This window comes from Dasania sp. GY-MA-18 (assembly GCF_024734385.1).
Taxonomy (GTDB): domain Bacteria; phylum Pseudomonadota; class Gammaproteobacteria; order Pseudomonadales; family Dasaniaceae; genus Dasania; species Dasania phycosphaerae.
Genome location: NZ_JANHAP010000005.1, coordinates 1 through 26,036, shown reverse-complemented (window position 1 = coordinate 26,036; position 26,036 = coordinate 1). Strand labels below are relative to the sequence as shown.

Genomic DNA, 26,036 nt, shown 5'->3' with positions numbered 1-26,036 from the left:
GCTTTAGTGCTCCTCCGCACTCGCGGGGATTACCGGGGTGCTGCTATTAACATCGGCGTTTTGACCGCGGTGGCGCAGCAGATGATCCATTAGCACTATGGCCAACATGGCCTCGGCTATAGGGGTGGCCCGTATGCCTACACAGGGGTCGTGACGACCAGTGGTGATAACATCGGTAGCCTTGCCGTCCACATCCACGGTTTTACCGGGGATGAGCACACTGGAGGTGGGTTTAAGCGCAATATGAGCGACGATATCTTGGCCGCTGGAAATACCGCCCAAGATGCCACCGGCATTGTTAGAGGTAAACCCTTCGGGGGTTAGCTCGTCGCGGTGCTCGCTGCCTTTGGCATCGACACAGTCAAAACCAGCACCTATCTCTACTCCTTTTACCGCATTAATCCCCATTAAGGCATGGGCGATATCGGCATCCAGGCGGTCAAACACTGGCTCGCCTAAGCCTGGCATAACGTTGCTGGCCACCACGGTGAGCTTGGCACCTATAGAGTCACCGCTTTTGCGCAGCTTGTTCATATAGTCTTCCATCTCGGCCACTTTGCTTTGGTCGGGGCAGAAGAAGGGGTTGGTTTCTACCACACTCCAATCCACGCTTTCGGCTTTAATAGGGCCTAACTGGGAAAGGTAGCCGCGCACTTCTATGCCGTGCTGCTGCTTGAGGTATTTTTTGGCAATGGCACCGGCCGCCACCCGCATGGCGGTTTCGCGAGCCGAGGAACGGCCACCACCTCGGTAATCGCGCAGGCCGTATTTTTGCTGGTAGGTGTAGTCCGCGTGCATGGGGCGGAACCTATCCATGATTTTGGAGTAATCTTTAGAGCGCTGGTCGGTATTTTCTATCAATAAACCTATGGCAGTACCAGTGGTTTTACCTTCAAACACGCCCGATAAAATTTGCACCTCGTCGGCCTCGCGGCGCTGGGTGGTAAAACGTGAAGTGCCCGGCTTGCGTCTATCTAGGTCGGCTTGTAAATCGGCCTCGCTAATCTCTAGCCCCGGTGGGCAGCCATCAATAATACAACCCAAGGCTTTACCGTGGCTCTCGCCAAAACTGGTGACGGTAAATAGTTTTCCAATGGTGTTACCCGACATGCTGTTACTCTTCTGTTTGATAAAGTCTGGTTAAAAACGTCTTTTGAATATGGCCTGATTAGAACGGCGCTTACTGAAGCCATATTTCTTCATTACTTTGCCCTATTCACAGCACTCGCTACGCTCATGGGGCAGCGTCCTACCGGCGAAAGCCGGTATCCATATTTACTAGCTGGTTTCCGGCTCGGAGGCCGGAAAGACTTACACTTTTTGCTTAAGTAAGTGCTATTCAGCTCTGATTAATTACGTCTAATGAATAAGTGACTAGATAAAATATTCAGCGATTATACGCGATTCTGTTTCAAGCGTCAGACCCAGCGGCAAACTCACTACTATAGTGTTGCAACTCGGCTTTCGTAAACACAAACACGCCGTGGCCGCCGCGCTCAAACTCCACCCAGGTAAAAGGCACCGTGGGGTAGGCATGCTCCAGCGCCACACAGCTATTGCCCACTTCTACCACCAATAGGCCATCATCGCTGAGGTAGTTGGCCGCCTCACGCAAGATACGGCGGCTAATATCCAAACCATCATCCCCCGAACCCAAGGCCATGGCTGGCTCGTGCTGATATTCGGCGGGCATGGAGCTGACGTCTTCCAAATCCACATAGGGTGGGTTGCTGACGATAAGATCGTACTCGCCACTCAGCTCGCTAAACAAATCGGACTGTATAGCCGTGACCCTATAATTTAACTCGTATTCGTCTATGTTGCTTTGCGCCACCACTAAGGCATCGGCTGATAAATCGGCCAGTTCTACCGCAGCCTCCTCAAAATAATGTGCGCAGGCTATGCCTATACAGCCGCCGCCAGTGCATAAATCCAGTAAGCGCTTAACTGGCCGGCCTGCCAGCCAAGGCTCAAAGCCCTGCTCTATCAGCTCGGCTATGGGGGAGCGCGGTATCAACACGCGCTCATCCACCTTAAAGCGCAAGCCCGCAAACCAGGCCAGCCCTGTTAAATAAGGCACTGGTATGCGCTCGCGGCAGCGGGCGTCTATCACGGTTAATAGTAGTTTGCGTTCTTCTTGGGTAATGGTGGCGTCCAGTAAATGTTCTTCGCTACCCAGTGGCACGCCCACGGTATGCAACACTAATTGCAGGGCTTCATCCAACGCATTGTCGGTGCCATGGCCAAAATACACCCCTGACTGGGTAAATTTGGACACTGCCCAGCGCAGGTAATCACGCAGGGTGCTTAGTTGTTTTGCGACTTCACTCACCGTTTCCATTAATCAACAATACTCTTGGCTATTAATAACTTGCTATAAAAGCGCTAGTTTACCCAGTTTTACTGGCTTTTTCTTTGCTAAGCTAAATAAGTATTAGCGGGCTAGAGCTTTTGTCATCATTTAGGGCATCTGTTAGTATCTCGCCCTTACCCATCAACGGCTAATAAGCCCCTACATTTTATACAGGTTTACCGTGGAAAAAGCGTTTACTACCATCATCGAAGCCGTAGGCGAAGATAAAAACCGCGACGGGCTGCAAGACACCCCTAAGCGTGCCGCCAAGGCCATGAAGTTTTTAACCAAGGGCTATAAACAAACCGTTGAAGAAGTGGTTAATGGGGCTATGTTTGAGTCCGATTGCAACGAAATGGTATTAGTGGCCGATATAGAGCTGTACTCTATGTGCGAACACCACCTGCTGCCCTTTATAGGCAAATGCCATGTGGCCTATATTCCTAAGGGCAAAGTGGTAGGCCTATCGAAAATTGCCCGCATCGTCGATATGTTTGCGCGCCGCTTTCAGATACAAGAAAACCTCACCAACCAAATCGCCTCCACCATGATGGAAATTACCGGTGCCGAAGGCGTGGGCGTGATTATAGAAGCCAAGCATATGTGCATGATGATGCGCGGTGTAGAAAAGCAAAATTCGGTAATGCGCACCTCGTCTATGCAGGGTACTTTTAGAAGTGACGAAAAAACCCGTATGGAATTTTTAAGCTTGGTTAACGGCCGCTAACTCTCACCCACACTTGAACCCTGGCGGTTGCTGGGGTTCGTCTCTGTTTACTGCTCTGCCCCATTCTGCTTCCCTTTCTGGCAATCCACTTCCCTAGCAGGCAAAAACTACGGTACTATTGAGCATTTTTTAATCGGCATGATTCGCCAACTCAGTAGCAAGGTCGCTAAAAATCCCACTGCAGCCCAGAGATTATTAATGCCTTTATCCGTTTTTATTCAGCGTAACGCTCTATTAATAGCACTTATCACTCTTGCCTTTAGCCTCTATGGTGCCATTAGCCACCATATTGCGCCTGCCACCTTCGCTTTTTTTATTGCTGCAACCCTGGTGCAAATCTGCATTTATTGCCTACCGCTACTGGCCATCTACAAGCTCAGCCCGCGCTTACCTGCCGCTTTAGGCTACGGCTTAAGCGCAGTTTATAGCCTAGGCATAGTGTCGCTGATACTCGCTAACTATAAGCTCTACAGCCTTTACGGTTTTTACATCAATAGCTTTGTATTTAATATTATCACCACCCCTGGTGGCATAGAGGCGCTAGGTGCCAATGCCAGCACCTATCAAACTCTGGCTATGTACGGCGCTATAGGGTTAGGCCTATACGCTGTTTTTATACGCTATGTTGCCGCCGAACGGGGGTTTAAATACCTACCGCAAAAACCGTATAGCCTAGCGTTAATATCAGTCTGCTTTATTTTTCAGGGTATGAGCTATGCGGTAGCTAACCATCAAGCTGATCGCAGCATACTGAACAGCGCCAAAGCCATCGCCTGGTATATGCCCATTACCGCTAAATCTTTTTTACATAACATAGGTGTGGAAGGCCGTGCTGATGACGGCTTGGCTGGTAGCAAAAAAGGCGGGCATATTAGCTACCCACAGGTAGACCCCAATAGCCTGAGTATTAGCCAGCCTTATAATATAGTCTGGCTGGTGGCCGAGTCCTGGCGCTTTGATATGCTAGACCCGCGTATTATGCCTGCCACCTCAGCCTTCGCCGCTGATAATATTCGTTATATGCACCACTACAGTGGTGGCAACGGAACCCGCATGGGTATGTTCACCCAGTTTTACGGCCTGTATGGCAGCTATTGGTTTGATATTTTACGCGAGTGCAAGTCACCCTTGCTGATAGATACGCTAATCGCCAACAACTATCAGATGAAGGCTTTTACCAGCGCCAAGTTTACCTACCCCGAATTTGATAAAACCATATTTTCGCGCTTTTCAGATCAGCAACTACACTCCGATTCAGAAGGTCACGGCTGGCAACGTGACCAGCGCAACAGCAGTAAACTAATAGACTATATAGAAAACACGCAAGAGCCCTTTTTCACCTTTATGTTTTTTGAATCGGCCCACGCCAATTATTATTTCCCCGATGAAAATATTATAGAGCCTGAGTATTTAAAAAACTTTGACTACTTAGATACCAATATTAAAAAACATATCAAAGGCATCAAAAATCGCTACATCAACTCCAGCAATCATCTAGATGGGCAAATAGCCCGTATTATCGACAGCCTCAAACAATCGGGGAAAATTGATAACACTATCATTATCATTACCGGCGACCACGGCGAAGAATTTATGGAAAAAGGCCGCTGGGGCCATAACTCTACGTTTAGTGAAGAGCAAGTACGAGTACCCTTGGTATTACATATACCAGGGCAGGCCGCCGCACAGCAGCAGTTTTTAAGCAGCCATTTAGACTTGCCCGCTACTGTATTGCACGCCTTGGGAGTAGACTTAGACCCCAGCCTACATAGTTTTGGCCAGAGCTTATTAAAGCCAGGCTACCAGCGTGATTACACTGCTGTCAGCGATTGGCATGGTAACGCCCTAGTAACAGCCAATATCAAATATGTCATGTCATCAAAAGCCAGGCAACTGGGTGAAAACATTACTACGCTTAACGACAAACCCATTACGGCCGAAAAAATAAAACCCGAAGACCAAAAAACGTTGGCGCAATTTATTAAAGACGTTAGCCGGTTTTATCAATAAAAAACACCCTACAAAAACTGTAGTATTTTCATAGAAAGCGCTAGTGCTTTCTATGAAAATACACTACCCTATTCAGGCGAGCTATAGGTTTTTTATTACAAAAAAATGACAGCTCTAGCGCTTATCTTTATTCATAATTTATAGAGGGCGTTAACCTATGAAATACCTCCCCACCGCGGCTATAGCCAGCCTACTAATCAGCACCAGCACTGCAGCCATTGCTGGTAATGAAATATTTCAAGAGTGCTTACTAGAAGGAAAAGTGGTAGCCGACAAAGCCGAAGATGGTAAAAATATCGTACGCATAGACTTTTACAAGGCCCAACCTTATAAACCAGAGTCACGCTGTATTATTGATGGCACCTTAGAATTTAAACAACCTAAAGGCTCAATCATAGAAAATCTATCTGAGGGTTCAGTGGTGCAATATCACTATATTAAAACCACCAACGGCCAAACTAACTGGCAGTTGATTGGTGCCTTTATTTAAAACCAGCAAGCTATCACGTTTAAAAAGGGCATTTTCACAATGCCTTTTTTTATAGCTAAATTTTTTATAACAGCTAGCAACTAACAAAAAAAGGCCACAACAATTACTGTTGTGGCCAAGGAGAGGGCTGAATGAGAGCCCTAAAAACAGGTCTAAACTTTTAACAAACCGCTATAAAGAACCCGACACTATCCACGTTGAGAACCAATCATCCGAGCCTGCGGGATCTACCGCTCCGGCGTAATCAGTATCGTCCAAGAAAGAAGCATCAGCCGTGCTTTCAGGGTGGTTGGCATTAAAGGTAGCCCAGTCTATAGAGGCCAAACCCGATGCCGCCGCCGCTTGTGAAGCATAGTTAGTGTCTATAGAAGCATCAGCTACCGTAAACACACTGGTGTTAGCCCCTGAACCTAGAGTGCTTTGTACCGCGCCTGAGCCATCGACCTCAAAGTTAGTACAGTTACCCACTACGTTATTGTAGATAGTGTTAATGGTTAAACCTGGGTTAGCGCCACCAGCATTAGTGCCATCAACATTATCTTGGGCACCAGTGCCATCAAGTTGCACACAGTTAGCGATAGTGCCATAAACACCATCCGCATCTACGCCACTAAGCACTGAATTGTGAATAAAACCAGCCGAAGATTTTTTCAAAACATGCAAGGTATCTTTAGCATCAGCGTCGCCAATCAGCCCCAAGAAGGTAGCGTTAACAATAGTTGGCGCCGATAAAAAGTCAGTAGAACCTTCGGTATCAGCCTCTATGGTATTACCAGCGGCTTCGGTTTGTTTAACCAGCACGTATTGCAAGTTGCCAATGTAACCTTCATCCCAGTCGACCGAGTCATCTAGATTACCGGTTAATACCAAGTGCTTAGCGTTTACCGCGCCGCCATAAAACTCAACACCATCGTCGGCATTGCTATTTACCTGCACGTAATCAACAGTAGTACCTGAGCCAACTGCTACAAATGAAATACCGTTAATTTCATTACCGGGTGCAAACTCGTAGCCGCCCTCGGTCACCACAACGTATTTTAAGGTACCGCTGTTATCGTCTGCGGTGCTACCGCCAGCAAAACCAGACTCACCTTCAGAGTCTACATTCTGACAAGGCCCGGCATCACAACTGTAATCCGCATCATTGTGCAAACCGTAGCCTTGCAGAATCAAACCACCCCACTCGCCGGCGCCGTCATAGCCTTCATCATCAGAACTAAAGATAATTGGCGAGGATGCGGTACCTACCGCCTCAATTTTTGAGCCACGCGTGATTACCAAATTAGCAAATGTTCCCGTAGCGCCTTTAATTTCCGTACCCGGCTCTATTGTTAAGGTAACATTTAACACCGGCACATCACCTTCTAAAGTACCCTCTACCGGTGACATCAATGCATTACCATTACCTACAGTCACACGGCCATCCATATACCAAACTATATCGCTGGTTAAAGTGCGATCCTGTTTAATAGATGAAGGTAACGTACAGACATCATTACCTGCAGAGTCCATGTTTCTAGCTGAGGCCCAGTCTGGGCAGTTTTGTGATATAGAACTTGAAGTAGAACCGCCGCTGCCCCCCTCAATCGTAACGGTTGAGTCATCACCTTCAGAACAACCATAGAGGCCACCCAAAGCGGTAACAACAGCGGTTGTTAATAATAGTTTTTGTGTTTTCATAGGAAACTCCTAGTTAAGTTAACTTATTTAAATATTTTTTAAAAATTCCAATCAAACCCAGCCTGGACTTGAACCCCTCTTTCATAACGTTGAAACACTTTTCCTCCTTGGGTAAATTCAACCTCACTGTTCAATAAATTTTTCAGCTTGGCTTTAAACGACAAGTCATCACTAAACTGATATTTATAATTGAGATTAAGGTCAAAACGCGGCTCTTCGACTATATCGGGCAAGCCAGAAATACCTACATCGACTATGGTTTGGCCGTTTTGATTAGCCAGCAGGGTTAGCTCATGACCTTTTTCAATATCGTCGTAGCCAACAACAAGGTTAAAGGTATACTCAGGCTGGCCCTGCAGCTCTCGAGTTTCACCACTGCCTAACTCAACCTCTGAATCTATCCAACTGGCATTAACCGAAACAAACAAGGACTGCACGTAGGACTTATCCAGAGGAAATACTTTACGGCCATCAAATTCAATGCCGTAAATTTCAGCAGAATCTGAGTTTTGAAAGGTTCTTGAATTACCGGCTGTTCCTGAGGCGGGAAGTACTATGCGTTCTATAGGATCAGATAAATCTTTATAAAACAGTGCAAGGCTTATGCTTTCGTCATCAGACCAATATTTCTCCCATCTAGCGTCAAAGTTAGTAACTTTTGAAACCTCTAAATTGGGATTTCCACGTACCCGAAAATCAAATTCATTATCGTAGAATGTGGCGTTAGCGGTTTCTTTAAAATCAGGTCTAGAGACGGTTTCAGAAATGGCAATACGCAGCTGCTGATCTTCTTCAAAAAACCAGTTGAATGCCAGGCTGGGTAAAATCACGTCATCTTCTAACAGCGACTCAACCTGTGCCTGGTCGCCTTCTAGGGCATAGGTTTCTGTTTGTTGCTCATAATCTTCGTATCTGGCACCTAGCACCACTTGGTACTCAGAATTAATCAAGGCATCATAGGAAACAAATAGACTATTTAAATCCATTTCTGCATCATAGCTATCACTGGCTACGGTTTTATCTTGGAAGGTATAACCTGTGCTAGTATCACCGGTTACATTGCCAGCATTGATAACATCGCTAACTTGTAAATTGGGGGCATTATCATCTATTGCGGTTTGGCCACCGGTAAAACCATAGGTATTGGATTCCGACTCCCTTTCGCGTGTAATCACTTGAAAACCGGCAGACACTGTAGACTCTATATCGCCTACGGATTCTATTAGCAGGTCAAATTTACTGGAGATATCAATATTGTCGTCAGTTAACTCATCGTAGCGCCTAGTCAGATTAGGTACTTGTAAGTTATAAACATTATCCGTTCCCTCTAGATCGAAACGCACCTCACGTCTATCGGGCGCATCACGTGTAGCTCTACTAAAAGTAACTTGCCATTCATTGCTTAGCTGTTCATTGTCGCCAAAGACATGCTGGCCTCTGAATTGCTGCGATAAAAACTCGCGCTCCTGCCACTCTATAGACCAACGTATAGTTTCTTGTAGCGAGTCACTATCGTAGCCTTCAGTTAAGCGTACACTCTCCTCAGTCACTCTAGAGACTATCGTATTGGACTGATAGGTACTTTCACCGATGTTTAAGCCCAGTGATACCAGGCCGCTAACGTCTATATCATTTGAGAACTCTTCAAAGCTAAAGTTATCTTCAACTTCAGAAGAGTCACCACCACCGTAGGTTCGCCTTACCCCTTTATCTTTCTTTTTCCATTCATTCTTATAGTTCAAGGCAGCAAATGCACTCAGCTCGGCATCGGCTGAATCTATATAATAAATGTCGCCGTAGTTAATACTGAGTGACACATCAGGATTGGCCGTATCTTTAGCCAAATCCCAATTATCAAGTAGTTCTAATCCCGCGATGCGCCCCAGATTATTTTTTGCTTCTTGATTTAAAAATTCTGAGTACCTAAGTGCATCGGCAATACCTACCACCATGCCTGGCGCATCGCGTGTGCCATCATCCCAACCCAGCGCATCATAATCGCCGCTATGAGGGTCTACATAAGCGCTCTTGCCTGTTAAACCATCTACATAGCCCATAGTAAACGACAGTTTGCCTGAGTCTTCTTCCGACAGTGAACGGGTATTGATAACTAAGTTACCGCCGGTGCTTTCGCCGGGCATAGAGGCGACAAAAGTCTTGCGCACCGATAACTGCTCTACAATATTACTGGGGAATAAATCTAAGGGCACTGTGCGCTTAGAAGGGTCAGTACTCGGTAAAGTAGCACCATTCAACGTGGTGGTAATATAACGCCCACCCAGGCCACGTATAAAAACAAAGCGACTGTCTTGCACTGTTACACTGGGCACACGCACTACAGAAGCGGCCACATCACTATCACCAAAGCGGGCCAGTTGTTCCATGCCCATGGTGTCTACCACATTTGAAGAGTAACGCTCACTGTCTTCAAAAGCGGAAACATTCACTTTGGCTAAAACCACCACTTCTTCTATAGCCTTATCACTACCGCGTAGTCTAAAGTCCGACCCTTTAGTCACATTGGCGACGACTCGGTAGTCTTTAACATGCTGGCTACCTAAGTCAGGATGACTGATTTCCAGCTCATAGATACCCCTAGGTAATTGCAACTCATACTCACCATAGGCATTGGTTGTGGCGCTGTACTTTTCGCCCACCACTGTCACCATCGCGCCTACTACGGCTTGACCGTTGCTGCTCACTACACCTTGCAAACCACCTTTAGCGGCCTTTAGCTTTTGCCCGGCTGTTTCATTTTTTGAATAAGACTCTATGGCTACTTTCGGTTTAGCCCCAGAGGCTAGCGCAATATTAATATCGGTTAGCTGACCATTGGCACTATCAAAGCGAAAGCTATGTACCACCTCGCCATTGCGCAATAGTTGCACACTGTGGCCACCAGCACTTAAATCAAAAGAAACGGTGCCGTTGCCACTTATGGGCTGGCTATCGCCACCATCTACTTTGGCTGCTAAAGTTGTTACCTCACCGCTGGCGTCATTAACTTGTATCACTAGCTCATCGTCGGCATAAGCCCAAGCAGCACTGCAACTAACCGCCGCGGCGGATAAATAACTTACAATTGACCGTTTCATTAACACCCCTATTTCATCTAGTGCGCTGTTAACCGGCCTTGCTAAGTTTGCCTATTAGCTACAATACTTATTCAGCCGATATATTTATTTACGGCTATTAAAGCGTTGTAATATTTCAGTTAGGCAACAGAAAAATGAAGTTTATGTGACGTAAACATGACAGACTGACACAGCAGCGATGATAAAGCAGCAGCCACGCACGCAATCCAGTGGCCAGCTAATAGCCTAAGCACGGGCTATACAGAGCCTATGTAGCTGCTAAAATAATGCAATCAAACACCTAGATAAGCCTAACTATTACTATGCGCTATATAGACTTAATTAAATTTGGCGGCACCGAAAATCTCATTCAATCAGAGATGTCAGCCCCCACCCCCGGACCAGATGAGCTGCTAATACGGGTAGCAGCCGCAGGCATTAATCGCCCCGATATTATTCAACGTCAGGGCCTATACCCTGCGCCCAAAGACGCGTCCCCCATACTAGGCCTAGAGGTGTCAGGTATTGTTGAACGTGTGGGAGACAATATTAAACCCCAACAATGGCAGCCCGGTGACAAAGTGTGCGCGCTCACCAATGGCGGCGGCTATGCCGAATTTGTAACAGTGCCTGCGGGCCAATGCCTGCCCATGCCCGAAAATCTCAGTTATCCACAGGCCGCAGCCTTGCCCGAAACCCTGTTTACCGTGTGGAACAATGTGTTTGAACGCGCACAATTAAAAACGGGCGAAATCTTACTGGTACATGGTGGCGCCAGCGGCATAGGCACCGCCGCTATACAAATGGCTAAATGCATGGGTGCCAGGGTATTTGTTACCGCCAGCAGCGATGAAAAATGTACAGCTTGTTTAGAGCTAGGCTGCGAGCAGGCTTTTAATTATCACAGCGTCGATTTTGTGGACGCCATTAAAGAAGCAACCGAGGGCCACGGTGCCGATGTCATACTCGATATAGTCGGCGGCGATTATATCAACCGTAATATTAAAGCCGCGGCACCAGACGGCCGTATTGTTAATATCGCTTTTTTGCAAGGTAGTAAGGTAGAAGTAAATTTTATGCCCGTAATGCTTAAACGCTTAAGCCTTAGCGGCTCTACCCTGCGTTCGCAAAGCAGTGAGATGAAGGCGCATATAGCCACCCAATTACATCAGTATATTTGGCCGTTTTTAGAAAACGGTGACATTAAGCCTGTCATAGCCAAAATTTTTCCACTACATAAGGTAAAACTAGCCCATGAGCTAATGGAAAGTAACCAACATATAGGAAAAATCATCTTATCCATGGATGACAGCTACCTATAACTATTATGCAAGCAGTAACACTCAAACCCTATAGTTGGCAACAAGAAGCTTTATTTGATAATGCCGAACTCTATTTTGAGGCCTTAATAAGTGCCATCAGCCAAGCCAAACAAAGTATAGATCTTAATTTTTATATTTTTAATTACGATAAAACCGGCCGCAGCATCATCGCGGCTCTAGCCCAGGCAGTAAAACGCAAAATTACTGTGCGCGTACTCATAGATGGCATAGGCTCCTACAACTCAGGGCTAAAAGCGGCTTTAGAGCTAGAAAAACACGGCATAGAAATACGTATTTTTCACCCCCTGCCCTGGCAGCTCAGCCAATATAGACGATCTGCGTTTGAAGGTAATTATTTTCAAAAAGCACTACACTTTTTCCAGAAAATTAATCACCGCGACCACCGCAAGCTATGCATAATCGATTACAAACAACTGTGGACAGGCAGTTTTAACATCACCGACCAACATCTAAGTAAAGCTAATGGCGGTGAAAACTGGCGCGATTATGGTGTTATGGTTTGCGGCGCCAATGTCGCCGCCATCAGCAATAACTTTGACCATTTTTGGCAGCGCTCAAAAACCAAACAACACCCTAAAACCCTGCCCCATCATTTTCAGTTTTATTGGCATAATTTTAGCCACCGTTCACGCAAACGAAAAAATCATTTATTGGTTAAAAAAATCAATAACGCCAAGCAGAGAATATGGATAGTTAGCGCTTATTTCGCCCCCTCAGGCCGTATCATTAAAGCACTTAAGCTAGCAGCCCAACGCAATATTGATGTGCGAGTCGTAGTGCCACGCCACTCAGATGTGATTTTATTTCCCTATCTTGCCAATAGCTATTACCATGATTTATTAAGTTCCGGCATACGCATTTACGAATACTTACCTAGTTTTTTACACGCCAAAGCGATGATTATTGATGAGTTTTATTTATTGGGTAGTTCCAATTTAAACCATCGCAGCTCGCTGCATGACTTAGAGTTGGATATTATACTAACCCAACCTTCTAGCCAGCAGCAGTTAAGTAATTTTATACTTAGCGATATAGACCAAGCTTTTGAAATTAAGCGCGATGATTTTAAACACTCCCTGATACAAAAAGCGCTGGGAACCATTGCCCGTATGTTACGTTACTGGATGTAGCCATGAGCAAAACGATTAAGTGTTTATCCTATAATATTCATAAAGGCTTTAGCAGTAGTAACCGTCGTTACCTGCTATCTGAAATACGCCATGCCATACGTGACACCGATGCCGACCTGGTTTTTTTACAGGAGGTATTGGGCCGCCACGACAAGCACGAAAACAAACACAGCCATTGGCCCAAAGAATCACAGTTTGAGTTTTTAGCCGACCAAGTATGGCCGCACTACGCCTATGGTAAAAATGCCAGCTATAACCATGGCCACCATGGTAATGCCATATTAAGCAAACAGGCATTTAGCGAATGGCATAATAAAGATGTATCTAAGTGGCAGTTTTCGCAGCGCGGTATTTTGCACGGGGTAATAGCCGGCAGCATTTATGTGTACTGTGTACACTTGGGGCTATTTGGCATAGAGCGTAATTATCAATATAAAAAACTACTGCAGTTTATTGAGCGCAGCTGCCCTAGCGATGCACCGCTGATTATTGCCGGCGACTTTAATGATTGGCAGGGAAAATTGGACAAAAAGTTACAGCGGCAATTAAATATTAGTGATGTGCATCAAGACCACACGGGCAAGTTAGCCTTAAGCTTTCCCGCGCTACTGCCGGTGTTTCCTATGGATAGAATATATACCCGAGGATTTTCAGTACTGCACTCCGAGGTGCTTAATCACGGCCACTGGCAGCGTTTATCTGACCACTGTGCTTTATACAGCGAATTAAAGCTTGTTTAAGGTAAATGACCGTCCTCATTCGCCCTTAGTCTCTAAACACCACCTGCACCAAATGAAAACCAAACTGGGTTTTAATAGGGCCATGCACGGTTAGCACTGGTTTTTTAAAAATCACTTGGTCTATGGCCTTTACCATTTGCCCCGGCCTAACCTCGCCTAAGTCACCACCACGGCGGCCAGACTTACAGCTAGAGTGCTTTTTCGCCAACTTGGCAAAGTCCTCACCCTTAGCTAAACGCTGCTTTAATTTTTCGGCCTCGTCCTTACTACTAACCAATATATGCCTTGCCAATGCCGTCGCCATAACCTTCATCTCTTTCTTGTAGCTTGTAGCTTGTAGCTAAAAAATTCCCACCATAAAAAAGCCCGGCTAGTACCGGGCTTGCGGGATTAGTTTAACCTTAAAGCCTATTAGTCACCAGGAGCTACATAAGTATCATCGGTTATTACCACCGTGCTAGGTATGGCAAAGAAGTTAGCCACCTGGGTTTGTATTTCGGTGGTTACTGCTAAGTTGGCTGCGGCGTTAGGCGCTTCGGTAGACGCTGTAGGGTCTAACAGGGAGCCGTGTTTACCCTTGGTAAAGCGTACCAAGGCACCACCAACGGTATTGGTATCAACACCGGCTAAGCCTAACAGGGCCGCCAAAGGCTCGGTGCCACCAAAGGGTACCGCAGTGGTTTGATTAGGTATCACCTGGTCAGCTAAGTTACTGCCGCCATCGCCTATAACCTCGGTTAGGTGTACCGGTGTGCTGCTGGCCACTAAGCTAGCCGCGTAGTTATTAGGGTCACCCGAATCCACCACAGTTTGTGCGGCAAATACAAATGAAGCCATAGTCGATTGTATTTGTGTTAATTTTGCCGCTTCATTATTGGCACTGAGCTGAGCTAAAAAGGCATTGTACTGACATGTAGTATAAGCCTCTGTGCCTACCGTAAAGCCGGTACAAGCCGACGCGGGGCTGGCCATAAACGCGACTAACTCATCGGCCAAGTCACCGCCAGCGGCTGAAATCACCGCAGACTGTACTAGCGGGCCAAAACTAGCCGATTCGTTTAAGAAGGCTGCTATGCCACCACCAGCGCTGTGTATGGATATGTTTTCCACATTAAAGGTGGCATCGACTGTAGCGTTAGCCACAGCGGCAAAGCCTACCGAGCTAATACCGCCTAAGGATAAGCCAGCCACGAATACATTATCGTCATCTATGCTGGCACCAGTAACGCTCTCTAACCCCCTACGTAAACCCAACATATCGGCCATGCTTTGTTTTAAGTTGTCTCTGGCCACTAGTAAGGCACTTAGATTCATATAGTGAGTGCCAGAAACAGTAGAGGCATTGATTTCATCACCGGGATCGCCACCTAAATCAAAACCACGGCTGCCATGTAGGGGATGATCTATAGCCACCGTAGCCATACACACCGGCGGAGCAGATAAGGCAGCGGTCATTAACAACATAGCTTCCTTGGTAGAGGTAATACCATGCTGCAGTATCGCCACCTTATAGGGTGCCGAGCATGAACCGCTAGTGGGTATAGTCATTTGCACATCAATAACATCGTTAGTGCGCGCCTCGGGGATGAAATTATATTGAGTAATATGCCTGTCGCTATCTAGGCCGTAATCACGCAAAGCACCACCGCTTAAAGCATTACAGGTCGCATCATTGGGTCCCGCCGGGCCGGTAGCACCTGCAGCAATCAGTAGCCCGTTATCACACAGTGCTTTCCAAGGCGTATCGATAGGCGCCATAGGATTAGCACCTGTAGGTATAGCCGAGTAATAAGGCAAGGTGATGGTACCAGCGTAATACTGCGCCGCATCGAAGGCTGCACCAGGGTCGGAACCCAGCGCACCGGTCAGAAATGTTCTTACCGTATAGCCTTGGTCAGCTACTGTTATTGAAGGCGGTGACAATGCTAACAGCGATTTAATCACTCCCATATCATCACCCACCGACTGGGTAGACATAGCCATGGAATAAATTAAATTATCACTATTCACCGCCCCACCGGTGGCGGCAGCAATCATGCCTTCGTATATTTCTATCACGGCTTGCAGACTGGCTAAAGATGCGTTGCCCGACAAATCTTCTTCCGTATCTTTTAGCAATTGATAGGTTGCCGAAGCCTTTACCTCATTGCCGTCAGAATCACTAATACCACTGATAAATGCCACTACATAAGTTGTGTTGGCCGTTAGTGGTGTTAGAGGTAAAACAGTGAGGCTATCCTCGCCAGCCTGGGTGAAAAAATCCACCCCAAAAGTCAGTTCAGTGCCAGTAGGCGCACAAGGCAAACCAGCAGGTATGGCGGTAGGGTTACCATTGCAGGTTGCACCATTACTTTTATGTACTACAAAAATGCGCACCTTGCCGCTAATAGAGCTGGCGTCTAGGGTGGTACCCGCAGCCATATCAAAATTAACAATAATAGGCATTTGCGTAGACCAGCCATCTAAGGCGCCCAGCGCCACGGCTGGGTCAGTATAATCCGCGCCACCCGCTGCTCGTCCGGCCACTTCGTCTGGCATTTCTAAAGTGCCATCGGTGGTGCCCGAAAATAATAAATCACTGGGCAGGGGCAAGATGCCATCAGCAGGTTTAAAACTCACCCGCGATGTAGGCGTTTCATCATCGGCAGGATTAACCGAATTTTGCGTATTTTTAGAACTATTACCACAGGCGGTTAACAGCAGTGCCGTGCTAATTGTGATGCATTGTGCCCAACGCTTAACAGAATAAGGCGACACAACATTGTCATTAATAATATTCATGATATGACTCCACTTTCTGTTAGAAACGGTATAGGCCTTGTATCGCAATACTGCGACCTGGGTCTACCAAGGTGTAATAGCCTATGCTCTGAGTAAGATTCGCTGCCAATGGCGTATCGTTGGCATAGCTAATGGTTTCTTCGTCGGTTAAGTTTTTGCCCACCAAGGCCACTTCCCAACCGGCTTCGTTATCACCTAAGGCTATGCGCGCATTAATTTTGTGATAACCATCTTGCTCTATATTGGGGTCTACATTTTGAGAAGGGTTGTAATCGGTGGTAAACAATACATCTAGCGTGGTGCGCAGCTGCAGGTTATCAGCTACATCCACCACATAATCAGCGGCAAATGCACCTGACCACTCGGCTACATATTGATTGCTGTTACCATCAAAATCACATTCGCTAAGGCTGGTAGTGATACGTTCGCGCTGAGTACATTGGCCGTTGATATAATCTTTAAATTCAAAATCCAACCAGGCTAATGAACCACTTAAGGTTAAGCCTTCGGCTATTAACCAGCGGCCATCTAGCTCGACCCCTTGAGTAATAGCTTCGGCTGCGTTGCCCACATTAAAGCCCAATACACCATCGTATATACTGACTTGTAAGTCGTCATACTGGGTATAAAAATAAGCCATATTTAATTCAGCTGCGCCATCAGCCAGGCTAGTTTTTAAACCTACCTCCAGGGTTGTGGCTTCTTCCTCAGCATATTCAAAGGCGCCGGTAGGTACGGTAACGTCTAAAGCCGAACTTATAGGATTAACGATTGTTGTTGCCTGCGGGGGCGCATTGGAGCGCACATCATAACCGCCTGATTTAAAACCGCGCGTCCAAGTGACGTAGCTTAAAACATCATCACTAACATCCACTTCAAAGGACACTAAAGGCGCAAATTTTTCTACTTCGCGTTTGCCTTCCAAATCATTTCTAGCCACCTTAAACACCGCGCCTAATAAATAATCTATGCCCATGTAAGTATTAGGAATAAATAATTCGTCATAAGGCATGGTGTTGCCGCTGCTATCTTTAACTGTTAACACGCGGGTAGCTTCTTTCTCCTCATAGGAGTAACGACCCCCCAAGGTTAGTCGCACATTGCTTTCTATATTCCAGGTACCCTGCAAGAAAGTAGAGATAACTTCGGTATCTTGATCAAAAAAACGTGGCACGGATATACCGCGTAATTGCTGAGCGGCACCGGTGTTATAAACAGTAGTTAAACCGCCATCAGCGGAAAATGCCGTCGGTAATATACCCTCTAATAAATTAGGTAGGTCAGCATCTTGGCTAACAAAAAAGGCATCTTCAAAATCCAGCGTGCTATCTTGATAATACACCCCAGCTATCCACTCTATGGTTTGATCTGCAGGTGAAGTAATACGAAACTCTTGGCTGAACTGTTTGAACTCTTCTTTGGAGCGCACAAAAAACAAATCAGCGCTGGTAAAGTCGCAGTCACAAAGCTCGTCGTAGTCGTATTCTAAATGGCTGGTAATAGAGGTATAGGTATAATCATTGGCACTGTAGTTAACGGTTAAGGTCACGTTATCGGTAGTGTTTTCACTAAAATCGCCATTGGATGAGCGTTTAGCATTTTGGGTAATATCCAATACGCTAGCAGGCACGGTGTCGCTGCCGGCATTGAGCGAGTATAAGGTATCACTCCAGTTTGCTCCCATTAACGCGGGATTGAGTGATGCTTCATCGCCGGCGATTTCTATCTGCCGCCCCTCTACATCAAAGCTGCCATGTTCGATTTTTAATAAGGCATCCAAGTTAGGAGTGATATCCCAAGCTAGACTAAGCCGCAGTGTTTCCTCATCTCTATTGGGCTCATCATCGCCATCAATATTTTCTACATAACCATCTAACTGCCTATTGCGGTAGGCTAAGCGCGCAGAGAAGTCATCACTAAGGGGGCCAGACACTACCGCATCAAAAATTTGCTCGCCAAATTCCGGCTCATAGGTGCCCGACACATAGGCTTCAAACTCTTTGCTAGGCTTATTGGTAATAACACTTAAAGCACCGGCAATACTGTTTTTACCGTATAAAATATTTTGCGGCCCTCGCAATACCTCTACCCGCGCCAAGTCCAAAAAGGGCGCACGTGATAGTTGCGCGCGGCCATAGTAGGTGCCATCTACATACCTACCGACTGTTCAAAGCCCTGGTTGATGCCCGAGCCTATGCCGCGTATATAAATATTGGTACCTATGCCGGTTTCCGACATGGTGAAGTTCGGCACATAGGCTTGTAAGTCTTCGACTTTCATCACCCCGGCCTCATTCATTTTGTCACCGCTTAAAGCGCTGACGGAAACCGGCACATCTTGCAGGCTTTCCGCACGATACTGAGAGGTGACTAGCACCTCTTCCAGCATCAAATTTTGAGCTAAAGCAGAGTGATTGATTGCACCAACGGCTGTTGCTAGCGCACATAGCTTAAACACTGACTTCATGGCTTTCTCTCCATAATTATGGCTTTTGTTATTTTTATAGCTTAAAAAATTAATGAAACAGAGCTAACGCCTCTACCAATCATTGACGCCACACTCGCTTTACCTCATACCGCTAATACCTGTATTGCTACTACTATATTAAAAAAATTAATTAACCCGCTCTATCACGGTGCTAATGCCCTGCCCCAAACCTATGCACATGGTAGACACACCAAACTGCACATCTTTTTCGGTCATAACATTCAATAAAGAGCCAGAAATTCTTGCACCTGAACAGCCAAAAGGATGGCCTAGGGCGATAGCACCACCGTGCAAGTTCACTTTTTCATCCATAACATCTAACAGTTTTAAATCCTTTAATACTGGCAAGGCCTGCGCCGCAAAAGCTTCGTTAAGCTCTACCGCGCCTATATCTTCTATGCTTAAACCTGCGCGCTGCAGTGCTTTTTGGGTAGCAGGCACAGGGCCATAGCCCATAATCGAAGGGTTAACTCCCGCCACTGCCATGGCGCGTATTTTAGCTATGGGCTTGATGCCTAAGGCTTCGGCTCTTTCAGCAGACATCATAATCATCGCCGCGGCACCATCAGAAATTTGCGAAGAGGTGGCTGCCGTTACCGTGCCGTTTTTAGGATCAAACACAGGGCGCAGTTTGGCTAAATCTTGCAAGTTAGTTTCTGGCCTAATGGTTTCGTCGTGGCGCACTAAAATATTCGCGCCCATCTCATCGTGGCCAGCCAGGGGGATAATTTCCTGGCTGAATTTACCTGCCTCAGTCGCTGCGTGGGCCAATTGGTGCGAGCGCACCGCAAAGGCATCTTGCTGCTCGCGGGTGATACCCGACATGCGACCTAAAAACTCAGCAGTTATGCCCATCATGCCTGCAGCCTTGGCGACCTTTTTGCTAAGCGCGGGGTTGGGGTCTACACCGTGATCCATAGGCAAATGCCCCATATGCTCTACCCCACCGACCATAAACACATCACCTTGATTACACATAATGGCTTGCGCTGCGGTATGCATGGCACTCATGGAAGATCCACATAAACGGCTAACTGTTTGCCCGCCTGCGGTAAAAGGAATCACCGTTAATAGCGACATCATGCGGGCCATATTCCAGCCCTGCTCTTTGGTTTGGTTAACGCAGCCCCAAATCACATCTTCTATTTCTTCGGGGTTAACCTTGGGGTTGCGAGCTAATAAAGCATCCACTAGCTGCGCTGACATATTCTCAGCGCGCAGGTTGCGAAATACGCCGCCTTTTGAGCGCCCCATGGCTGTGCGCGCATAATCGACAATAACGGCTTCACGTAATTGATTAGGCATAAAAAGATTCTCCATTGGCAGCCATGGCCAGTAATTTTTCAGTGGGCTGATACAAACCACCCAAGTCACTCATGCTTTGTGCCTGCTGGCAAAATTCAGCAACACCTATACTGTCTAAGTAGCGAATAATGCCGCCTTTAAAGGGAGGGAAGCCCACGCCGTAAACCATAGCCATATCCAACTCAGTAGGGCTGGCAGCAATATTTTCTTCCAGACAACGCACCGACTCCATGGCATAGGGCACCATTAAGCGGCTCATAATTTCTTCTTCGGTTAATTCTTTGGGGCTAGCCACCTGGCCTTTTAATAAATCAAATACCGCCTCATCAACCACCTTTTTATTTTTACCGCGCTTATCTTTTTCGTAACGGTAAAAACCCAGGCCATTTTTTTCGCCCAAACGTTTGTTTTCCAGCAACACTTCTATAGCCGTTTTAAACTCGCTGGACATTCTATCGGGGAAACCCTCGGCCATTACCGCGCTGGCATGTACGCAGGTATCTATACCCACCACATCACATAAATAGGCTGGGCCCATAGGCCAGCCAAAGTTTTCTGCAGCTTTGTCTATTGCTCTAAAATCAACCCCTTCGTTCACTAACGCGGCAAAGCCTGCTAGGTAGGCAAACAACACCCGGTTAACTAAAAATCCGGGGCAGTCGTTAACGACTATGGGTTTTTTACCCATAGCCAAAGCATATTTGGTAACTTTGGCGATGGTAGCATCGCTGGTTTTTTCGCCACGTATAATTTCTACTAATGGCATGCGGTGCACGGGGTTGAAAAAATGCATGCCACAAAAATTTTCTGGTCGTTTTAACGAAGTGGCTAATAAGGAGATAGGAATAGTTGAAGTATTAGAGGCTAGCACCGCTCCCTCTTTTAAGGTCGCTTCGGCCTCGGGTAATACCGCCATTTTTACTTTGGGGTTTTCCACCACCGCTTCTATTACTACATCGACATTTTCTAACTCGGCATAGCTTAGGGTGGGGTTAATTTTACTCAGCGTTGCCGCCATTTGCTCTACGGTTACACGGCCTCGGTTAACCTGGCCTGTTAATAATTTTCCTGCTTCTGCCAAGCCCATATCTAGGCCGGCTTGAGCAATATCTTTCATCACTATAGGCGTGCCTGTAGACGCTGACTGATAGGCTATGCCGCCGCCCATGATACCAGCGCCCAATACCGCAGCTTGTGCTACATCACCGGCATCAGCTGCTGATTTTTTGGCCAACTTAGAAACATATTGATCACCCATAAACACATTAACTAAATTATGTGAGACGTCGGTAGCAAACAGTTTGGCAAAGTTTTTTGCCTCTACCGCCATGGCCTCATCGCGCTCTAAGCGGGCGTGACGCTCTATGGTTTTTACCGCCATCACCGGCGCGGGGTAATGTTTGCCGGCTTGCTGGGCGACGTAACCTTTAGAGGTTTCAAACACCATACCGCCCTCTATCATATCTAACTGTAGCGGTGAGGTTTTTTGAGCGCGGCGTTTTTGATAATCGAAATCACCACTCATGGCCAGCTTTAATAAATTTAGCGCCGCTAGTTGCACATGATCAACACTGACTACAGCATCAACCATACCCACAGCCAAGGCCTGATCAGCTTTGTAATTTTTAGCACCTGCAGCCCACTCTATGGCGTTATCGGCACCACATAAACGCGAAGCACGCACGGTGCCGCCCCAGCCAGGGATAATCCCCAATTTCACTTCCGGAAAACCAATTTGTGCACTATCGGCCATTACACGATAATCCACGCTTAAACACATCTCTAAACCGCCACCCAAAGCCATACCATTAATGGCCGCAACCGTTGGGAAAGGTAAATCTTCATAGCCATTAAACATTTTGTGGGCTTGCGCCACCATGGCTAAGATGGCCTCTTCACCTTGGCTGGCAACGTCGCCAAATTCGGTGATATCAGCACCAACTATAAAAGCCGATTTAGCACTACTGAGGATTAAGCCTTTAACGGTATTATTGTTTTGCAGTACCGCTAAAGCTTGGTCCAATTCAGCCATGGTCAGGCGATTGAGTTTATTAACAGACTCGCCCTGCAAATCGAAAACCAAGTTAGCAATACCCTCGTCACCTAAAGTGACTGATATGGCTTTACCTTCATAAAGCATGTGTAGTTCCTTGTTTTAACTATTGTATAAAATGTTTATGTCTCAATTTTTTACATGGCGAAAGGGTCAACCTGCTCACTAATTAAGTTATTGACACCCGACATCATGGTTTGCTCCAAACTGGCAGTACGCGGCAGTATACGCTGAAAATAAAACTGCGCGCTGTAAACCTTATTGCGATAAAAGTCATCATCGCTATCATTCAATTTTTGCTGTGCTACCGCTGCCGCTTTAGCCCATAAATAGGCATAAGTGATATAGCCTGAATACATCAAATAATCCACACAGGCAGCATTCACTTCATCCTGATTTTGCATGGCAGCCATGCCAATTTTCATGGTGTTATCGCCCCAGGCTTTTAATAAATTTTCCAGCGGCGCTATAAACTGTGCCATCTCGGGGTTATCGCCCTGCTCTTTGCAAAAAGCTGACATTTCAGTAATTAATAGTTTTAGTGGCTCACCGGCCTTAAGTAAAATTTTACGGCCCAATAAATCCAGCGACTGTATGCCAGTAGTGCCTTCGTACAACATAGAGATACGGCTATCGCGCACGTTTTGCTCCATGCCCCACTCTTTGATATAGCCGTGGCCACCAAAAATTTGTAAACCTAGGTTAGCCGCTTCAAAGCCAGTTTCGGTGGCAAAGGCTTTGGCTATAGGGGTTAATAGTGACAGTAGCTCTTCTGCTTTATCAGCATCGCTACCGGCGGGTTGTACTGTTTGATCACTAAGCTGTGCCACCCAGTACACCAACATGCGGGCACCTTCGGCAAACACTTTTTGAGTCATAAGCATACGGCGTACATCAGCATGTACGATGATGGGGTCGGCCTCTTTATCGGGAGCTTTGGGGCCCGATAAAGCACGCATCTGAGTTCGGTCCCGGGCATAAGCCAAGGAGTTTTGATAAGCCCACTCGGCATGCGCTAAGCCCTGCGCGGCAGTACCTATCCTTGCGGTATTCATAAAGGTAAACATAGCATTTAAACCACGATTTTCCTCCCCAATCAGATAACCGGTAGCACCGTCGAAGTTCATCACGCAGGTAGCGTTGCCGTGTATACCCATTTTATGCTCTAGCGAACCGCAACTAAGGGCGTTGCGCTCACCCAGTTTACCGTCACTAGCCACCAAAAACTTAGGCACGATAAACAGTGAAATACCCTTGGTGCCTTTAGGGGCACCCGGCAAACGAGCTAACACGATGTGAATAATGTTTTCGGCCATGTCGTGCTCGCCCGAAGAGATAAAAATCTTGGTGCCACTAATCGCATAACTGCCATCGCCATTAGGCTCGGCCTTGGTGCGTAACATACCCAGGTCACTACCGCAGTGCGATTCGGTTAAACACATGGTGCCGGTCCAGCTGCCGTCCACTAGCTTGGGCATAAACTGTTGTTTTTGTTCTTCACTACCGTGGTGGCTGATGGTGTGACAAGCACCGTGGGATAAACCGGGGTACATACTCCAAGCCCAGTTAGCCGTGCCCGACATTTCGGTAACCGCGATAGCAATGGATTTGGGAAAAGCCTGGCCACCAAAAGCTTCATCGCCTTCTAGCGCGGGCCAACCGCCCTCTACATATTGTTTATAGGCTTCTTTAAAGCCTGTAGGTGTTGTTACTTCACCGTCATACCATTGGCAGCCCTCGCTATCGCCTACGGCGTTAAGAGGCGCTAACACTTCTTCACAAAATTTTGCAGACTCATTTAGCACAGCATCCATAAGCTCTGCATTCATCTCTTGCCAGCAGTCGGTAGCTTGAAAATATTGTTCTACTTGCAGTAGTTCTTGTTGTACAAATGCAATGTCACGTAGGGGAGCTTGGTAGTGGCTCATTAGCTGTTCTCACCTCTTAAAGAAATCGTGTAGCTAGAGTGTAAGAAGTATAGACGCTATTCAATGGCCGATAGTGGCAATGGCTATGACAATATCAACCATAGGGGAGCCCGCGGGGCGGGCAGCTACAAGCGGCAAGCGGCAAGCGGCAAGCGGCAAGCTACAAGAAAAAACAACTTCGACTTTCTTGCAACTTAAAGCTTGTCACTTGCCGCTGTTGCTGAAAGCAACTTCTTCCTATATTCACCGGGCGGTAAGCCAGTCCATTTTTTAAATGAGCGGCTAAAGGTAGAAGGGTCATCAAAACCGACTAAGGCGGCTACGTCTTGGGTGCTCATATTGGGGGAGTTTAAATATAAGATCGCGGCTTCCATGCGGGTCTCATCTTTAATTTTTTGAAAACTGCTGGCTTCTTGCGCCAACTTACGGTGCAAGCTGGTAACCGACATATGCAAGCTGCTGGCGATTTCCATAGCCTGTGGTAAATCGGAGCCCATTTTTTTGGCCATTAAGGATTTAACGCGCTGCGCTACGGTGTCAGTTGAATGGGCGGCGCGGTTAAAAGCATAGTAAGGCGCCTTTGCTAAAAACTCGTCTATGTTTTGCTCTTGCTGTATGACCGGCATCGTTAAATATATGGCTGGATAACTGTAACCACAAAAATCATGTTGGTAAAAAACTTCATAGCGGTGTTTATTATCATCCTGATTAGCAAAAGTGTAATACATGGCCTGCAGTGGAATTTCGCGCCCCACCAGCCAGCTTAAAAAACCATGCCAAGCCGCTAAGGTAGATTTTAAAGTCATAGGGTCAGCAGCATCAATCAACGCGGTAAATTCATACTCGGGCAGTCGATCTAACTTGGCAATTTTTGACACCGCAAGATCACCTTCCACACTATAACTTTGCTTCACCTTGAAACCGCGGCAAAGCTCAAAAAAACGCCCGCATTCATTAATAGCATCGGCTAAGGTTTTAGTCTGTACCGCCACCCAGCACATAAAGCGCAAAGCCCCCGGTGGCACCGAGCCGCCGCTGAGCATACCAAACCAATCATCACCGCTGGTTTGAATAATACGATGGTGCAGCTGGCCATAAGCCACCGCCGAGCAGGGCTGATTGCTTTGCAGAGCCTGCATATCCAAATCTATATCAGCGAGCAACATAGCGCGGTCTATGCCGCGTTGTTCAGCCTGATTAAGCATGGCCTGTATGTAGGCGGCCGGTATGGTCAGTTGCTGTTCCACAGTTATCCCTAATTTGCCTGTTATCAAATAATCCTACCCACAAAAAGTAGACACGTTGTTACGCGCACTTCTCGTAATAAATTCGTTCGTATTCCTTAGGGCTTTTGTAGCCATTGGTAGAATGTCTCCTGACGCTGTTGTAGAACAATTCAATGTATTCAAACACGCAACTATAGGCCTCATCAAGTCCATCAAACGATTCAGTATGAATAGACTCCACTTTAAGGCGTGCGAAGAAGGATTCTATGACCGCATTATCCCAGCAATTTCCTTTTCGGCTCATGCTGGATTTAATGTCTTCATCGAGTAAGCAGCGTTGATACTCATTGGATCGATACTGCACGCCGCGATCCGAGTGTAGGATCAACCCAGGTTTAACCTGCCGCTTCGTAACGGCCATTTCAAAGGCCTCAAGGATCAAATCGGTCGTCATCGTTGCATCCATTGCCCAGCCGATAATTTGCCGTGAGAACAGATCCATGATCACCGCAAGGTAAACATGCCCTTTCTTCACTTTAATATACGTGATGTCAGAGACCCATTTCTCATTGGGTTTATCCACCGTAAAATTACGACGTAATAAGTCTTCACTAACGTGATTAAACTGATTGGGCGAAGGAAAGTATTTATAATTCTTGCCGTTACGGGCTTTTAAGCCGGACTGAGCCATTAACTTAGCAATGTGATT

General features: G+C 46.7%; 19 protein-coding genes. 6 read left to right on the top strand and 13 right to left on the bottom strand.

The features are described 5' to 3' along the window. Nucleotides 1-3: 3 nt before the first annotated feature. The gene (gene aroC, locus NO559_RS07265; RefSeq protein ID WP_258331149.1) at nucleotides 4-1,110 is read right to left on the bottom strand and encodes a chorismate synthase; all 1,107 of its coding nucleotides are present in this window, start codon (nucleotides 1,108-1,110) and stop codon (nucleotides 4-6) included. Nucleotides 1,111-1,411: 301 nt separating this feature from the next. Next, nucleotides 1,412-2,341: a 50S ribosomal protein L3 N(5)-glutamine methyltransferase gene (prmB, locus tag NO559_RS07260; RefSeq protein ID WP_258331148.1), complete on the bottom strand. Its 930-nt coding sequence runs from the start codon at nucleotides 2,339-2,341 to the stop codon at nucleotides 1,412-1,414. 193 nt (nucleotides 2,342-2,534) lie between these two features. Here prmB and folE point away from each other — a divergent pair, with 193 nt between their 5' ends. The 3 genes from folE (at nucleotide 2,535) to NO559_RS07245 (ending at nucleotide 5,580) form a co-directional block, all read left to right on the top strand. Beyond that, entirely contained in the window at nucleotides 2,535-3,080 is a 546-nt protein-coding gene (folE, locus tag NO559_RS07255; protein ID WP_258331147.1) for a GTP cyclohydrolase I FolE, read from the top strand. 198 nt (nucleotides 3,081-3,278) lie between these two features. Next, nucleotides 3,279-5,090: a sulfatase-like hydrolase/transferase gene (locus NO559_RS07250; RefSeq protein ID WP_258331146.1), complete on the top strand. Its 1,812-nt coding sequence runs from the start codon at nucleotides 3,279-3,281 to the stop codon at nucleotides 5,088-5,090. Nucleotides 5,091-5,247: 157 nt separating this feature from the next. After that, entirely contained in the window at nucleotides 5,248-5,580 is a 333-nt protein-coding gene (locus NO559_RS07245) for a hypothetical protein (protein ID WP_258331145.1), read from the top strand. A gap of 171 nt (nucleotides 5,581-5,751) precedes the next feature. Here the strand turns inward: NO559_RS07245 and NO559_RS07240 are convergent, their stop codons facing one another. Continuing rightward, nucleotides 5,752-7,260, bottom strand: a complete 1,509-nt coding sequence (locus NO559_RS07240) for a hypothetical protein (protein WP_258331144.1) — start codon at nucleotides 7,258-7,260, stop codon at nucleotides 5,752-5,754. A 38-nt stretch (nucleotides 7,261-7,298) separates the two neighbouring features. After that, nucleotides 7,299-10,355, bottom strand: a complete 3,057-nt coding sequence (locus NO559_RS07235; protein WP_258331143.1) for a TonB-dependent receptor — start codon at nucleotides 10,353-10,355, stop codon at nucleotides 7,299-7,301. Nucleotides 10,356-10,657: 302 nt separating this feature from the next. Here NO559_RS07235 and NO559_RS07230 point away from each other — a divergent pair, with 302 nt between their 5' ends. The 3 genes from NO559_RS07230 to NO559_RS07220 are packed head-to-tail and all read left to right on the top strand — an operon-like array spanning nucleotide 10,658 to nucleotide 13,547. After that, complete coding sequence (locus NO559_RS07230; RefSeq protein ID WP_258331142.1) at nucleotides 10,658-11,656, top strand: NAD(P)H-quinone oxidoreductase; 999 nt, start codon at nucleotides 10,658-10,660, stop codon at nucleotides 11,654-11,656. 5 nt (nucleotides 11,657-11,661) lie between these two features. Continuing rightward, nucleotides 11,662-12,807, top strand: a complete 1,146-nt coding sequence (locus NO559_RS07225) for a phosphatidylserine/phosphatidylglycerophosphate/cardiolipin synthase family protein (protein WP_258331141.1) — start codon at nucleotides 11,662-11,664, stop codon at nucleotides 12,805-12,807. Nucleotides 12,808-12,809: 2 nt separating this feature from the next. Continuing rightward, entirely contained in the window at nucleotides 12,810-13,547 is a 738-nt protein-coding gene (locus tag NO559_RS07220; protein ID WP_258331140.1) for an endonuclease/exonuclease/phosphatase family protein, read from the top strand. A gap of 25 nt (nucleotides 13,548-13,572) precedes the next feature. Here the strand turns inward: NO559_RS07220 and NO559_RS07215 are convergent, their stop codons facing one another. The 9 genes from NO559_RS07215 to NO559_RS07175 form a co-directional block, all read right to left on the bottom strand. Then, nucleotides 13,573-13,851: a peptidylprolyl isomerase gene (locus NO559_RS07215; RefSeq protein ID WP_328488185.1), complete on the bottom strand. Its 279-nt coding sequence runs from the start codon at nucleotides 13,849-13,851 to the stop codon at nucleotides 13,573-13,575. A 107-nt stretch (nucleotides 13,852-13,958) separates the two neighbouring features. Further along, the gene (locus NO559_RS07210; RefSeq protein WP_258331138.1) at nucleotides 13,959-16,328 is read right to left on the bottom strand and encodes a VolA/Pla-1 family phospholipase; all 2,370 of its coding nucleotides are present in this window, start codon (nucleotides 16,326-16,328) and stop codon (nucleotides 13,959-13,961) included. Nucleotides 16,329-16,347: 19 nt separating this feature from the next. Continuing rightward, nucleotides 16,348-18,432, bottom strand: a complete 2,085-nt coding sequence (locus NO559_RS07205) for a TonB-dependent receptor (protein ID WP_258331137.1) — start codon at nucleotides 18,430-18,432, stop codon at nucleotides 16,348-16,350. A gap of 44 nt (nucleotides 18,433-18,476) precedes the next feature. Continuing rightward, nucleotides 18,477-18,794, bottom strand: coding sequence for a Plug domain-containing protein (locus NO559_RS07200; protein WP_258331136.1), 318 nt, complete (start codon nucleotides 18,792-18,794; stop codon nucleotides 18,477-18,479). Between the two features lie 147 nt (nucleotides 18,795-18,941). Then, a complete protein-coding gene (gene fadA / locus NO559_RS07195; RefSeq protein ID WP_258331135.1) occupies nucleotides 18,942-20,120 on the bottom strand; it encodes an acetyl-CoA C-acyltransferase FadA in 1,179 nt (392 codons plus the stop codon). Then, nucleotides 20,113-22,260, bottom strand: coding sequence for a fatty acid oxidation complex subunit alpha FadB (gene fadB, locus NO559_RS07190; RefSeq protein WP_258331134.1), 2,148 nt, complete (start codon nucleotides 22,258-22,260; stop codon nucleotides 20,113-20,115). The genes fadA and fadB overlap by 8 nt, the downstream gene beginning before the upstream one ends. A gap of 50 nt (nucleotides 22,261-22,310) precedes the next feature. Continuing rightward, complete coding sequence (locus NO559_RS07185) at nucleotides 22,311-24,101, bottom strand: acyl-CoA dehydrogenase C-terminal domain-containing protein (protein WP_258331133.1); 1,791 nt, start codon at nucleotides 24,099-24,101, stop codon at nucleotides 22,311-22,313. A gap of 194 nt (nucleotides 24,102-24,295) precedes the next feature. Beyond that, nucleotides 24,296-25,348, bottom strand: a complete 1,053-nt coding sequence (locus tag NO559_RS07180) for an AraC family transcriptional regulator (protein ID WP_258331132.1) — start codon at nucleotides 25,346-25,348, stop codon at nucleotides 24,296-24,298. A 58-nt stretch (nucleotides 25,349-25,406) separates the two neighbouring features. After that, the coding region (locus tag NO559_RS07175) for an IS3 family transposase (RefSeq protein ID WP_258331131.1) at nucleotides 25,407-26,036 on the bottom strand (630 nt) is incomplete at its 5' end.

Coding starts and splice junctions, on each gene's coding strand:
- aroC (WP_258331149.1), bottom strand. CDS start 1,110: ATGTCGGGTAACACCATTGGAAAACTATTTACCGTCACCAGTTTTGGC.
- prmB (WP_258331148.1), bottom strand. CDS start 2,341: ATGGAAACGGTGAGTGAAGTCGCAAAACAACTAAGCACCCTGCGTGAT.
- NO559_RS07250 (WP_258331146.1), top strand. CDS start 3,279: ATGCCTTTATCCGTTTTTATTCAGCGTAACGCTCTATTAATAGCACTT.
- NO559_RS07245 (WP_258331145.1), top strand. CDS start 5,248: ATGAAATACCTCCCCACCGCGGCTATAGCCAGCCTACTAATCAGCACC.
- NO559_RS07240 (WP_258331144.1), bottom strand. CDS start 7,260: ATGAAAACACAAAAACTATTATTAACAACCGCTGTTGTTACCGCTTTG.
- NO559_RS07235 (WP_258331143.1), bottom strand. CDS start 10,355: ATGAAACGGTCAATTGTAAGTTATTTATCCGCCGCGGCGGTTAGTTGC.
- NO559_RS07230 (WP_258331142.1), top strand. CDS start 10,658: ATGCGCTATATAGACTTAATTAAATTTGGCGGCACCGAAAATCTCATT.
- NO559_RS07225 (WP_258331141.1), top strand. CDS start 11,662: ATGCAAGCAGTAACACTCAAACCCTATAGTTGGCAACAAGAAGCTTTA.
- NO559_RS07220 (WP_258331140.1), top strand. CDS start 12,810: ATGAGCAAAACGATTAAGTGTTTATCCTATAATATTCATAAAGGCTTT.
- NO559_RS07215 (WP_328488185.1), bottom strand. CDS start 13,851: ATGGCGACGGCATTGGCAAGGCATATATTGGTTAGTAGTAAGGACGAG.
- NO559_RS07210 (WP_258331138.1), bottom strand. CDS start 16,328: ATGAATATTATTAATGACAATGTTGTGTCGCCTTATTCTGTTAAGCGT.
- NO559_RS07200 (WP_258331136.1), bottom strand. CDS start 18,794: ATGAAGTCAGTGTTTAAGCTATGTGCGCTAGCAACAGCCGTTGGTGCA.
- fadA (WP_258331135.1), bottom strand. CDS start 20,120: ATGCCTAATCAATTACGTGAAGCCGTTATTGTCGATTATGCGCGCACA.
- fadB (WP_258331134.1), bottom strand. CDS start 22,260: ATGCTTTATGAAGGTAAAGCCATATCAGTCACTTTAGGTGACGAGGGT.
- NO559_RS07185 (WP_258331133.1), bottom strand. CDS start 24,101: ATGAGCCACTACCAAGCTCCCCTACGTGACATTGCATTTGTACAACAA.